This window comes from Clostridium tetani, assembly GCF_900167265.1.
GTDB lineage: Bacteria > Bacillota > Clostridia > Clostridiales > Clostridiaceae > Clostridium_G > Clostridium_G tetani.
Genome location: NZ_FUWT01000002.1, coordinates 300,063 through 313,155 on the forward strand (window position 1 = coordinate 300,063; position 13,093 = coordinate 313,155).

Here is a 13,093-nt window from a genome sequence, read left to right on the forward strand (position 1 = left end):
TGGAGATGATATTTTTATGGGGTATTTAGTTATAGATAATATAAATAAAGATATAAATAATACTAGCATATTAAAAGACATTAGTTTTGGTATAAGCGAAGGAGAATTTATAAGTATATTGGGTCCTAGTGGTTGTGGAAAAACTACATTACTTAGAATAATTAGTGGTCTTGAAGATCCAACTTCTGGAGAAATATATTTAAATAATAATATAATAACAAATTTATCATCAGGTAAAAGAGGCTTTGGATTTGTATTTCAAAACTATGTATTATTTCCTAATATGACTGTAGAAAAAAACATAGGTTATGGATTATATAATAAAGGTTTAAATAAAAGCGAAGTTAATTCTAAAATAAATTATATACTTGATTTAATAGATATAACAGATGTTAAAAATAAATATCCAGGACAATTAAGTGGGGGACAACAACAAAGAGTTGCATTAGGAAGGGCATTAATATTATCTCCTAAAGTGCTTTTATTAGATGAACCTCTAAGTGCATTAGATGCTAAAATAAGGGAAAGTCTAAGATGGGAGATAAAAAAGATTCAGAAAGAACTAAAAATAACTACTATAATGGTTACACATGACCAAGAAGAAGCTTTGACACTAAGTGATAGAATTGTAGTTATGGAAAAATGTAAGGTTTCTCAAATAGGAACACCAGAAGAAATATATAATAATCCTAAAAATAAATTTGTAGCTGATTTTATAGGTAAAGTTAATATATTAAAAACATCCAATGGAATGGCTAAAATTATAAGACCTGAAAATATAAAATATTCTGCATGTAAAAAACAAGGATTTATTGATTGTTTTATAAAGAATATGGAATTTAAGGGAGCATTTTATAGATTAACATTACAAATGAAAGGTATAAAAACTACTAGAATACTAGTGGATGTTATGGCTAGTGAAAAAGAGAAATTAGGTTTAAAAGAGAATATGGATTTTTATATTGAGTTATCTAATAGTTTGGCAATAAGTTGTTAGAGATTAGAAATGATGGGAATGTTGAAAATGAAGAAATATGACAAAGTTAAGATTTTAAAAACTACTTTTATGTTTATTATAATATTATTTTTAATTATAAATATACTGTTGCCAATAACTACTTTATTTATAAAATCCTTTTACAGCCATGGGACATTTATAGGTTTTGGAAATTTCAAAAAAGTTATAAAGAATAATGGATTCCTGCAGGCATTTGGTAATAGCTTTACTGTATCTTCCATTGTAACAATAATAACTATTTTTATTGCTTTTCTGTTTGCCTATGGAATTGAGAGAACTAATATTAAAGGAAAAAAGTTTTTTGAAGTTAGTGCAATTTTACCTTTATTTGCACCTACAATGACTTATGGTATAGCTTTAATTTATATATTTGGAAGTAAAGGTATATTAACGACAGGTTTTTTTGGATATCTTAATAATTTAAAACTGACTTTTAATATATATGGTAAATTAGGAATAATTATAGCTGAGGTATTATACACTTTTCCGGCTGTGTATTTGATGATTTTGGCTGGATTTAAAACTATAGATTATTCTTTATATGAAGTGGCAGATATTATGGAAGTTAGTTTATTTAGAAGGTTTTATACAATTACATTGCCAAATATGAAAAATAATATTATAAATGCTTTTTTCACAGCATTTATAATGTGTTTTACTGATTTTGGTATTCCTAAAATAATAGGTGGAAATTATGATGTACTAGCTTTGAAGTTTTATCAGTATGTTATAGGTCAAAATAAATTTGAAATGGGAGCAGTTATAGCAGTATTACTTCTTATACCTTCCTTATTATATTTTATTATATATAATTATATAATAAAAAATACTTATGACAATAAGAATATAAGGTCTTACAAGATTAAAAAAAATATAGTAAGAGATATATTTTTCTATGTATACAATATAATCATATCTTTTAATATAATTTTGGTTTTTGTAATATTATTTTTTGCATCTGTTATAAAAAATTGGCCCTATGATTTATCAATAACTTTAAAATATTATAATGTTAAAAGTGTTGGAACAAGCCTTCTAAATGTATATAAAAATACTATATTTGTAGCATTTACAACAGCTCTGATTGGAACGATTGTTGTTTTTATTACAGCCTATATTGTAGAAAGGTATAAAGAATTTTCAAAAATAAGAAATATTCTATATATTATAGCATCATTACCTTTATCTATATCAGGAATGGTAATAGGATTATCTTATATCTTATTTTTTAATAAAAGTTGGAATGTATTCAACTTTTTATATGGTACGTTTTTCATTTTGATACTAGCTAATATAATTCATTTTTTTTCTGTACCTTTTTTTACAATTTCAGAGCATCTAAAAAAAATAGACAAGAATTTTGAAGAGGTTTCTGAATGTATGGGGATACCTTGGTATATAACTTTAGTTAAGGTAATATTACCAATTAGTAAATTTCCAATTATTAAAAGCTTTGAATATTATTTCATAAATTCTATGGTAACTATATCTGCTGTTAGTTTTTTATACACTAGCAAAACGAAAATAGCTTCTATAGAGATATTAAATAAAAGTGATTCAGGTGATATAGCAACTTCAGCAGCTATTGCTATTACTATAGTAATTATTAATTTAGTTATAAAATTTATTTTTAATAAAGCAAGAAAGAGAGAAATTTATAAAGGATGAGTTATATGAAAAGGAGATTGATAAAATGAATATAAAAAGAAATATACTATTAAATCCAGGGCCGGCGACTACTACGGATACTGTAAAGATGGCACAAGTGGTGGCAGATATTTGTCCACGTGAAAAAGAATTTGCTGATTTAATGAAACAAATGCGTATGGATTTAGTTGGTATAGTTCATGGAAATCCAGAAAAATATACATGTGTTATGTTTACAGGTTCAGGAACATTAAACATGGATGTATGTTTAAATTCGTTACTTCCTGCGAATAAAAAGGTACTTATTATTAATAATGGAGCTTACAGCTCAAGAGCAGTTGAAATATGTGAGTATTATGGACTATCACATATAAATTTGAAATTTAGCTACGATGAAAGACCAGACTTTGATGTTATAGAAAAGACTTTAAAAGAGAATCTAGATATTGCCTTAGTTTATACAACACATAATGAAACAGGAACTGGCATTTTGAATCCTATTAAGGAAATAGGAGCTTTAGTACATAAATATAATGCTACTTTTGTTGTAGATACTACATCTACATATGCAATGATTCCAATTGACATGGACAGGGATAATATTGATTTCTGTATGGCTTCTGCACAAAAAGGACTTAGTGCAATGACTGGTCTATCATTTATTATTGGTAATCGTGAAATGATAATAAAATCTAAAGATTATCCAAAGCGTTCATATTATTGTAATTTGTATCTTCAGTATCATTATTTTGAAACTACTGGTGAGATGCATTTTACTCCACCAGTTCAAACAGTATATGCTACAGCTCAGGCTATAAAAGAATATTTTAAAGAAGGAGAACAAGCAAAGTGGAAAAGACATCTTTGTGTATTTGAATCTATTCATAAAGAATTAGAAAAGCTCGGATTTAAGGATGTTATTAAGAGAGAATGGCAGGCTGGACTTGTTATTTCAGTTAAGTATCCAGATGATCCAAACTGGAATTTTGAAAAAATACATGATTACTGCTATAAAAGAGGATTTACAATTTATCCAGGAAAAATTGAAAACACAAATACATTTAGACTTTGTTCCTTAGGGGCAATTGATGTTTCAGATATTAAAACATTTTTTAAGATATTTGGAGAAGCACTTATAGTTAATAATGTTAGTATTCCAGTAATATATAAATAAAAATTATAAAATGCTTATTAAAAATGTAATATGTGTGAACTTTTAATAAAATATTATACTAAATTAACAAGTAGGAGGATTAAATGAAAGTAGAAACTATAATTAAACAAATAAAGGGACTTGGAATACAATCTATTGTTGGAGTTCCAGATTCTACACTAAAAGAGTTTTGTGATTATATGAATTATGAAAATCCACGTAACTTAAAACATTATGTTCCTGCCAATGAAGGAGCAGCTGTAGGGTTAGCCGCAGGTATTTACCTTGGAACAGGAAAACCAGCATGTATTTATATGCAAAACAGTGGTATTGGAAATGCTGCTAATCCCATAATCTCATTATTAAACAAAGAAGTTTATGATATTCCAGCTTTATTTATGGTTGGTTGGCGTGGAGAGCCTGGTGTTCATGATGAGCCACAACATAAATTCCAAGGAATGATTACAAAGGAACTATTTGAATTATTAAATATTAAAAATGAGGTAATTAGTTCTAATACAACCGATGAACAATTAAAAACTATTTTTGAAGTAGCTAGAAATGAACTTAACAATAATAAACAATTTGCTATTATTGTTAAAAAAGGAACTTTTGAAAAACGTGGCAATAAAGCACATAAAAACTTATATGAAATTCTTAGAGAAGATGCAATTAAAGAAATTTTAAAACAAATTGAAGCAACAGATATGATTGTTTCTACAACTGGAAAGATATCTAGAGAAGTATATGAGGAAAGTGATATTATTCTTGGAGGGCATAAGCAAAATTTTCTAACTGTGGGTTCTATGGGACATTCTTCAATGATTGCTTTGGGACTTGCTAAGGAACATGGAAATCAAAGAATATATTGTATTGATGGTGATGGGGCAGTGCTTATGCACATGGGATCTTTAGCTTTTATTGCAAAGCAAAATACAAATAATCTAATTCATATTGTTCTTAATAATGATGCTCACGAATCAGTAGGGGGAATGCCTACTTGTGCCGTTGATGTGAATATTGGGAATATAGCAAGGGCTTGTGGATATCCCAAAGTGTACCATGTCTACAGCCTAAATGAATTAACTACTGTATTAAAAAAGGCTAAAGCTACAAATGAATTATGTTTAATTGAGGTAAAGGTAAGCTTGGAGTCAAGGAATGATCTTGGAAGACCAAAAGAATCGGCAAGGGAAAATAAAGAAAACTTTATGAGATATCATTGTGTAAAATAATATATTTTTATAGTATTTTTTAGAATTAATTTTAATATTTATATAGTGTTAAATATGGAGGTAAAGAATTATGAATAATAAAGTAACAAAAAGTGTATATGCGTGTTTTAGTACAGGAGTTATCCATGAAGGACACATGAAAATTATAAATGAGGCAAAAAGATATGGAGACGTAATTGTTGGAGTTTTAAGTGATGAAGCTTGTGTTAAGTTTGATCGTTTTCCAACAACTCAAATTGAAGATAGAGTTGAAATGTTTGAAGAGTTGCTAGAAGTTAGTAAAGTGGTTATTCAGAAAACTACTTCTTATAGGGATGTGCTAAATGAATTAAAACCTGACTATGTAATCCATGGGGATAATTGGAAAAGTGGACCACAGTCAGTTATAAGACAAGAAGTTATTGAAATGTTAAAAGGATGGAATGGGCAACTAATTGAAATTCCATATACAAGAAATACAAATGTGAAAAAAGTTGATGATATTACAAGAGAAAAGTTGGCGATGCCTGAATATCGTAGAAAGAGATTGAGGCAGTTGTTAAAGCTTCGTCCAATTGTAAAGGCCATAGAAGTACATAATGGAATTACTGGGTTAATTGCAGAAAAAACCGTTGTTGAGCGTAACGGAGAACTAGATCAGTTTGATGCAATGTGGATTTCAAGTCTTTGTGATTCTACAGCAAAGGGAAAACCTGATATTGAATTAGTTGACATGTCTTCAAGGCTTGATACAGTTAATGATGTTATGGAAGTTACAACTAAACCTATTATATTAGATGGAGATACAGGTGGGTTAGTAGAACATTTTGTATATAATGTAAGAACACTTGAAAGAATGGGTGTTTCTGCAGTTATTATTGAAGACAAAACTGGTCTTAAGAAAAATTCATTATTTGGAACAGAGGTTCAGCAAACTCAAGATACTGTTGAAAACTTCTGCTATAAAATCAGTGAAGCAAAAGAGGTTCTTAGAACTGATGAGTTCATGATTATAGCAAGAATTGAAAGCTTAATTCTTGAACAAGGTATGGAAGATGCTTTAAATAGAGCTTATGCGTATGTGAATGCAGGTGCTGATGGTATCATGATACATAGTCGTAAAAAAGATCCTACAGAAATATTTAAATTCTGTGATGAATTTAGGAAAACGGATAAAAATATACCAATAGTTGTTGTGCCTACTTCTTTTAATACAGTTACTGAGGAAGAATTTATTGCACATGGGGTAAATGTTGTAATTTATGCTAATCAGCTAACAAGAAGTGCATTTCCTGCAATGCAACAAACAGCAACAAAAATTCTTGAGTGTCATAGAGCAAAAGAGGTTGATGATAATTTGATGTCAATAAAAGACATTATTACACTAATTGACTAATTTAGGAGTGGTGATGGATATGAAAAAATTTTTGTTCAATATAGGGAGCTGTATAAAGAGGTATATCATTAATTAACTTATGTGGATTATATAGTGATATTTGCAACGGGTTATATAGAATTCATAAGGAACTCTAATAAAAAATTTGAAGAAAATGGCGGTCATTTTGTTTCAATAATACCTAAAGTAAGCATTTATAAAGGTGTGAATTAAAGGTCAAAAGTCAAAAGGGACGGTTAAGCTATTTATTCTAAAACATAGAGAATAAGCTTAAAAACTGTTCTGCAGGAGCTGGAGTTATCCAGCTTCTTTTCTTTAATCTTTAATTATTACCTATAGGGAGAATTCATATTAAAATTATGACTATTAAATTTAATAGAAGGGAAAGTTTAAATATACTTTTGAATTAGCATGGAATACTATGAAAGATTATCTTGAATTAGAAGGATTTGAAGTAAAGAGTCCAAGAGGAACAATAAAAACTGCTTTTCAAATTCAGTTAATTGAAGATGGACACATCTGGATTGATGCATTGGAAAAGAGAAACTTAATGCCACATACTTATAATGAAGAAGTGGCTCAAGAAGCAACAGAACTTATTCGTAAATCGTATTATCCTCTAATTAAAAAATTGTATTCCAAATTGGAGGAATTAGAATGAATTTTGGATTAAGATAATCAGATTTAGAATATATAGTTAATATTATAAGCGGATTTGATGAGATTGAAAAAGCATATATATTTGGGTCACGTGCCAAGGGTAATTATAAGCCAGAATCAGATATTGATATAGCTATTTATGGTGAGAATATAAATTTGGATATTTTATCAAAACTTAATTCAATACTAGAAGAAAAAAGTCCTATGCCATACTTTTTTGATATAGTTGATTATTCACATTTAAAACATAAAGAATTGAAGGAACATATAGATAGAGTGGGTAAAGTAATATTTTGCAGGAAATAGTTGTTTGGACTTTAAAGGGATGGTTAAGCAATCTAAATTAAAGTTATTGCATGAATTTACGATTATATTATAAAGAAAGCAGAAAATTAATTGTAAATAAAGGAATGAATTACAATGAATAATAATAAAAGAAAAATAGAAATAATCAAATCCAAAGATAATAATTATGCTTTGAAAGTAGACAACAAATTTGTATATAGTAGATTTTATCCTACAAGAGATGCAGAAAAGTTTATAGAAAGCAATAAAGAATTAATTTTAAATAAAAAATATATTGTTATGTATGGTTTAGGCTTTGGATATCATGTAAAAGAGTTATTAAAAAGAATACCTTCAGATTCTAGGGTATTCTTATTTGATTTAGATGTGGAAATACATGATATTGCAAAGAAATATAATCTTTTGGAGGATATAAAAAAAGATAATAGGGTAAAAATCATATTAGGAAGTAATAAAAACTTTTATAATGAGTTTATGGATAAAGTTTCTTTGGTAGATGATATTATAGTGTATGAGCCATTATTAAAAGTTTTGGAAGATGAATATAATGATTTTAGACAAGCTATAAAAAGTTATAAGATAGCTAAAATTAATTTAGAAAGATTTGAACCTATTATGAAAGAGAACGAAGAAATAAATATAAAAAATAATTACAATACCATAGGAGAATTTTTTAAAACTTTTGAATTAGAAAATAAACCAATAATAATTGCATCAGCAGGTCCTTCTCTAGAAAAAGATTTAAATATTATGAAAGAAAAAAGAGAATATATTAAAATATTTGCAGTAGGAAGAACTTTGGATATTTTAATGAAAAACGGAATAAAACCGGATATAATTACCATATTAGATGCAGGAGAAGTTGTTTACAATCAGATAAAGGGTTATGAAGATTTAGATATCCCCCTTTGTTTTTTATCTACAGGTTCTAGATGGGCGGTACAAGCTTATAAGGGGCCTAAATATATGTTTTTCAATAAAGAATGTAGTTTTAATAAAGAAAATATTGTAATAGAAACAGGTAAAACCGTAGCCATACCTACCATAGATTTAGCTATAAAAGCTGGTGGAAAAAACATTATTCTATGTGGCCAAGATATGGCTTTTGTAGATGATAAATCTCATGCTGGTGATGATAAGAATATAGAACAAAGTAGTTCTTACAAAAAAGTATTAGGAGTAGATGGAAACTATTTAAATACAACATCTGGCATGTTAGAATTTAAAAAAGGCATAGAAAGACTTATAGAGAATAACAAAAACGTTGAATTTATTAATTCTAGTAAAGGAGCTAAAATAAAAGGAACTGTAGATATGGATTTAAGGAATTTTATTGAGGGTATGGTTAAGTAAAATAATCTAAAAATTAAAAGAAATTAAAGGGACGGTTAAGCAAAATAACCTATCAAATGGGTAGAGGAATAAGAATGAAAATCAAAATAAATAAGCAAAAAATTGCATTTTCCCTAAGCGTTATATTTATAGCATTATCCTTTGCAGTAAAATCTAATAATTTTTTAAATAGTATAAATACTATATTCTATAAAGATAAAATTTCTATAGCTAAAAAGGAATCGGAAAGATTTAAAGAAGAAGATATAAAAAGTCGCATAGGAGAAATTTTAAAAACTCTAAAAGAAGGAAATGACTACATAGAAAAGGATATAAAAAATAAAGATATATCAAAAGAAAGTGAAGAAATAATAGATATATCTATAGAAGCTACAGAAAGCATAGAAAGTTCTATTAAGGGTTTAGAAAATTACATTAATAAAGAAAAGGATATTAAGAATAGTATTGTATTAAGAGCTTATTATAGAGATTTAAAAACATATTTAAAAAAGGGCGATTTTAAAGGTGCAGATAATGTGTTAAAGAATAAAATAAAGTTTCTAATTAAAGAATTATAGAGTATAAAGGGACAGTTAAGTTATTTAATCTAAAATATAGAAAATAAAAGTTTATAAGTTTTTATAATTATATTAGTTTTTTATTGAATAACTAAAATTAAAGTTTCTATATAAATTTATGACAAGCATAAACGAGATAATAGGTATATTTAAGAGATTTAATTTAAAACACAGAATGGTAGATAATTATTTATTAGAAGAAGGGGGATGAATATGTATATAGTAGTACATATTGAACAGAGTGAATTTTTTTCTAACATAATAAAGGTAATGTTAGAGGAGCAGGGGTATGAATATATTAATACAGACAATTTTAGTGAGGCATGCTATATTATAGAAAATAATGATGTAGATCTTATTATAACTTCTCTTTTAGCAAAAGGTGGAAGTATAGAAGAATTTATAAAAGACATAAATTCCAGCGATAAAAAGGAAATCCCCATATTTGTAGTAACAGGCGATAATATAAATGAGAAAAAGAAGAGTCTTTTTAACCTTGGCATAAGTGACTATATATTAAAAGAAGATTTACAAGAAGAGATATCTAAACATGTGCAGGCTGTATTAGAAGAAGATGGATATATGAGAGATTTGAGGGAGGCAAAAATTGCTATAGTAGAGGATAGTTCTTTAGAATATGCCATAGTTAGGGATATTCTAAAGAACTATGGAATAGAAAATTTAGAGCTTTATAAAACAGGTAAGGAATTAATAGATAGCAATAAAACCTATGATATTTACTTAATAGATCTTGTTTTACAAAATGAATATGGTAAAAATATCATAAGACAAATTAGAAGAAATAATATAAAGGCTACTATAATTGCTATTACTTCCTTAAGCAATTCTAAAACGTTATCCAGCATTTTAGGTGCTGGAGCAGATGATTTTATTTTAAAACCTGTAGATAAGGGATTATTTATAGCAAAGCTAAAATCTAATATAAGGATATATAGTTTAAATAAAAAAATAAATACTTATCTTAGAGAAATAGAGATAATAGAGAAATAAGAAAATAAAGGGACGGTTAAGTAAATTTATTTAATTTAAAAACTAAATAAATGAATAAACACCTCATTTCATGTTAATAATTGAAATATTAACTATGAAATGAGGTGTTTTTATTGCCAAGGATGAGAAGACAAAAATCAGAAAATGCTATATATCATATAATGATAAGAAGTATAACAGAGGTACCCTTGTTTAAAAAACATGAAGATAAAATTAGATATCTAAATAAAATGAGGGAGTATCAAAAGATTTATAAATTTAAGGTATATGCCTATTGTTTAATGAGTAATCATGGACATTTCATAATAGATTCGAACGGTGCGGATATATCAAAAATAATGCATGGATTAAACTTTAGCTATGCAATAAGCTTTAATCGTATTTATAAAAGGAATGGTCATTTATTTCAAGATAGATTCAAAAGCAAAATAGTAGATACAAGAAGATATCTTATAATGTTATCTGCTTACATTCACAATAATCCATTAGATATACGAGGATATGAAAACTGTCCTGAAAAATATAAATATTCAAGTTTAAAGGTGTATTTAGGGTTTGAAAAAGATGATACAGGACTTTTAGATGAAGGATTTATAATGCAGTTTTTTAGTAATAATGTAAAAGAAGCAAGAGAAAATTATGCTAAATTAGTTTACATATGTAATGATGAAAAAATGAAAAGTGAATTGGAATTTAAAGATGAAAAAACAGAATATAGAAGTGAAAGAAAAGTAATAGCAAGGAATTTTGATCCTCAGGATATAATAAAGTTTATTTCAAAAGAAACAGGAATAAATGAAATAATGTTTTATGCTAGAAATAATAAAAATTCAAGAAGTGTAAAAGCACTAGCTTCGATATTAATGAGAAGTCTTTGTAACTACACTTGTAAGGATATATGCAAAGTTCTTGGGAATATTACTCAATCAACTGTATCTAGGCTTTGTTATATAGGAGTTGAACTTATATCAACGGAGGATAAATACAAAAATTTAATAAACAAATTTGTTTTGGAACATAATAACTTAAAGATGGCAGAATGTACTTAAATATTATTTATAATTTAGTTTGAAATTTTTATATTGATTATAATAACACCTTTTATTTTTAATTTTAATAAAAGGTGTTGTTAATATGCTTAAAATAAAAAAAGTACAAGCTTCGATATGTAAAAACAGTATATAACATTTAAGACTAAATTAAATATAATAAATAAAGTAAGTTAAATTTAATACAGAAAGAACAGTTACGATAATATGATATTTAGTTTTTAATAATATATAGATGTTAACCGTCCCTAAATACTAAATATTTGCTATACTAAAACTTTCTTTATCATATAAAAATTCCATGGAGGTTGCATATAAATATTCAACATCATTTTGTGTAAGATTTAAAGTTTTAAGTGCAGATTCTGAAAAATTATAAGCAAGTCCATCAACACCTAGGCCTACACCCATCATCATAGTCATGGTATCGGCTAAGTGTACAATGGAGATTAACTTGGTGTTAGATTCGCATATTTCTGGATTGTGATGATATTGAATACTTTCAACTAATTCTTTTGGAAGATTCCACTTTTTAGCTATTTTCCCTCCGACGTCACCATGATTGAATCCTAAGATAGTTTCTTCAGCATGTAAAAATGAAAGTCCTTCATTTTCTACTTTATTTAAAATAGTTTCATATTCTTTGGCTACATAATAATTTAAAATAGTCTTGCCAATATCTCGTAAAAGTCCAGCAATATATGCCTGTTCAGGATTTTTATATTTAATTTCTTTTGCTATATGTCTTGAAATTATAGCACAAGTTTGAGATTGGTTCCAAAGATCATATTTTTCCATACGGTAACCACCAGGGAGTTCTGCTATAAGAAATTCACTTACGGCAGAAGCTATAACTATACTTTTAATAGCTTGAAATCCCAAAAGTACGGTAGCCCCCGATACAGTGCTTATTTTTCTTGCATATCCATAATATGTAGAGTTTGCAAGTCTTAAGATTTTTGTTGTTAAACTTTGATCATTTAAAATTTCTAACTCTACATCTGCTACTGTAGAGTCGGGGTCTTCTACAAGTTTCAATATTTTATTTATCCTATCAGGAATAAGAGGCATATCTTGTACCCCATCAATAAGTGTTTGTAAATTTAGCTTTTTCATGATTAAAACTCCTATTATCATAATTATTTTATACTTATACATATATTATATCGGCCGTTAGGAGCTTTTTTATAGTCTTTTAATAAAATTAAATATTGGTATATAATATATATTAAGAACATAAAAAGAAATACGATAAAATATAAGGGGATGAGGATATGGAACAATATGAAGAAGAACATATAGAAATTATTAAATATCTAGTAGATACTTCAAAAACTTTAATAGAAGCTGTAGATTATATAGAAAAAAATCTGTATGAATTTAAAACTAGAGAAATTCTAACTATCATAGATGAAGGAATAGAATCTGTAATAGTTTGTAAAAAATCTTTAAAAGTTTTACCTTCAGAAAAAAGTATAAATAAACAAGTAAGCTCAACTGAAGTTATTTTACATTCATTTATGAAATTAAGAGAAAACTTTTATGATGGAGATGTAAAACAATGTTTTAAGATAATAGAAAAAAGATTAACACCTGAAATTAATTTGTGGAAAAGTAATTTAGAAACAAACCTACAGAGTTATACCATAAATTAAATGTATATAAAGATTAATTAAAATATGTATAATAAAACTTAATTTTTCTTAAATACATCCGATAAATTAATGGG

12 protein-coding genes and 1 pseudogene are annotated in these 13,093 nt (G+C 27.0%); 12 read left to right on the forward strand and 1 reads right to left on the reverse strand.

The features are described 5' to 3' along the window. The first annotated feature begins 16 nt into the window (after positions 1 to 16). From B5D21_RS01405 to B5D21_RS01455, 11 genes and pseudogenes are all read left to right on the forward strand, one after another. Positions 17 to 997, forward strand: coding sequence for an ABC transporter ATP-binding protein (locus tag B5D21_RS01405; RefSeq protein WP_011099897.1), 981 nt, complete (start codon positions 17 to 19; stop codon positions 995 to 997). Positions 998 to 1,024: 27 nt separating this feature from the next. Beyond that, entirely contained in the window at positions 1,025 to 2,686 is a 1,662-nt protein-coding gene (locus tag B5D21_RS01410) for a putative 2-aminoethylphosphonate ABC transporter permease subunit (RefSeq protein ID WP_035125220.1), read from the forward strand. Between the two features lie 25 nt (positions 2,687 to 2,711). Beyond that, a complete protein-coding gene (locus B5D21_RS01415) occupies positions 2,712 to 3,839 on the forward strand; it encodes a 2-aminoethylphosphonate aminotransferase (protein WP_011099895.1) in 1,128 nt (375 codons plus the stop codon). Positions 3,840 to 3,922: 83 nt separating this feature from the next. Then, positions 3,923 to 5,053: a phosphonopyruvate decarboxylase gene (gene aepY, locus B5D21_RS01420; RefSeq protein WP_011099894.1), complete on the forward strand. Its 1,131-nt coding sequence runs from the start codon at positions 3,923 to 3,925 to the stop codon at positions 5,051 to 5,053. A gap of 70 nt (positions 5,054 to 5,123) precedes the next feature. Continuing rightward, positions 5,124 to 6,428, forward strand: a complete 1,305-nt coding sequence (gene aepX, locus B5D21_RS01425; RefSeq protein ID WP_011099893.1) for a phosphoenolpyruvate mutase — start codon at positions 5,124 to 5,126, stop codon at positions 6,426 to 6,428. Positions 6,429 to 6,825: 397 nt separating this feature from the next. Next, positions 6,826 to 7,089, forward strand: a pseudogene (locus tag B5D21_RS01430) (HI0074 family nucleotidyltransferase substrate-binding subunit); the annotation flags it as partial. 41 nt (positions 7,090 to 7,130) lie between these two features. Then, complete coding sequence (locus tag B5D21_RS01435) at positions 7,131 to 7,394, forward strand: nucleotidyltransferase domain-containing protein (RefSeq protein ID WP_274542174.1); 264 nt, start codon at positions 7,131 to 7,133, stop codon at positions 7,392 to 7,394. 114 nt (positions 7,395 to 7,508) lie between these two features. Continuing rightward, entirely contained in the window at positions 7,509 to 8,747 is a 1,239-nt protein-coding gene (locus tag B5D21_RS01440; protein WP_011099892.1) for a motility associated factor glycosyltransferase family protein, read from the forward strand. A gap of 74 nt (positions 8,748 to 8,821) precedes the next feature. Then, the gene (locus tag B5D21_RS01445; RefSeq protein WP_035125074.1) at positions 8,822 to 9,304 is read left to right on the forward strand and encodes a hypothetical protein; all 483 of its coding nucleotides are present in this window, start codon (positions 8,822 to 8,824) and stop codon (positions 9,302 to 9,304) included. Between the two features lie 213 nt (positions 9,305 to 9,517). Further along, positions 9,518 to 10,315, forward strand: coding sequence for a response regulator (locus B5D21_RS01450; protein ID WP_035125076.1), 798 nt, complete (start codon positions 9,518 to 9,520; stop codon positions 10,313 to 10,315). A 122-nt stretch (positions 10,316 to 10,437) separates the two neighbouring features. Then, on the forward strand, positions 10,438 to 11,364 hold the full coding sequence (locus B5D21_RS01455) for a transposase (protein WP_242651303.1): 927 nt from the start codon (positions 10,438 to 10,440) through the stop codon (positions 11,362 to 11,364). A gap of 255 nt (positions 11,365 to 11,619) precedes the next feature. Here the strand turns inward: B5D21_RS01455 and B5D21_RS01460 are convergent, their stop codons facing one another. After that, a complete protein-coding gene (locus tag B5D21_RS01460) occupies positions 11,620 to 12,480 on the reverse strand; it encodes an HDOD domain-containing protein (protein WP_035125080.1) in 861 nt (286 codons plus the stop codon). Positions 12,481 to 12,638: 158 nt separating this feature from the next. On the opposite strand from B5D21_RS01460, the gene B5D21_RS01465 reads away from it, so the two are divergent. Beyond that, positions 12,639 to 13,019 carry a DUF8042 domain-containing protein gene (locus B5D21_RS01465; RefSeq protein ID WP_011099887.1) on the forward strand — a complete coding sequence of 127 codons (381 nt, stop codon included), beginning with the start codon at positions 12,639 to 12,641 and terminating at the stop codon, positions 13,017 to 13,019. Positions 13,020 to 13,093 lie beyond the last annotated feature (74 nt).

Bases quoted from the DNA above. Each gene is read 5' to 3' on its own strand.
- B5D21_RS01405 (WP_011099897.1), top strand. From the start codon at position 17: ATGGGGTATTTAGTTATAGATAATATAAATAAAGATATAAATAATACT.
- B5D21_RS01410 (WP_035125220.1), top strand. From the start codon at position 1,025: ATGAAGAAATATGACAAAGTTAAGATTTTAAAAACTACTTTTATGTTT.
- B5D21_RS01415 (WP_011099895.1), top strand. From the start codon at position 2,712: ATGAATATAAAAAGAAATATACTATTAAATCCAGGGCCGGCGACTACT.
- aepY (WP_011099894.1), top strand. From the start codon at position 3,923: ATGAAAGTAGAAACTATAATTAAACAAATAAAGGGACTTGGAATACAA.
- aepX (WP_011099893.1), top strand. From the start codon at position 5,124: ATGAATAATAAAGTAACAAAAAGTGTATATGCGTGTTTTAGTACAGGA.
- B5D21_RS01440 (WP_011099892.1), top strand. From the start codon at position 7,509: ATGAATAATAATAAAAGAAAAATAGAAATAATCAAATCCAAAGATAAT.
- B5D21_RS01445 (WP_035125074.1), top strand. From the start codon at position 8,822: ATGAAAATCAAAATAAATAAGCAAAAAATTGCATTTTCCCTAAGCGTT.
- B5D21_RS01450 (WP_035125076.1), top strand. From the start codon at position 9,518: ATGTATATAGTAGTACATATTGAACAGAGTGAATTTTTTTCTAACATA.
- B5D21_RS01455 (WP_242651303.1), top strand. From the start codon at position 10,438: ATGAGAAGACAAAAATCAGAAAATGCTATATATCATATAATGATAAGA.
- B5D21_RS01460 (WP_035125080.1), bottom strand. From the start codon at position 12,480: ATGAAAAAGCTAAATTTACAAACACTTATTGATGGGGTACAAGATATG.
- B5D21_RS01465 (WP_011099887.1), top strand. From the start codon at position 12,639: ATGGAACAATATGAAGAAGAACATATAGAAATTATTAAATATCTAGTA.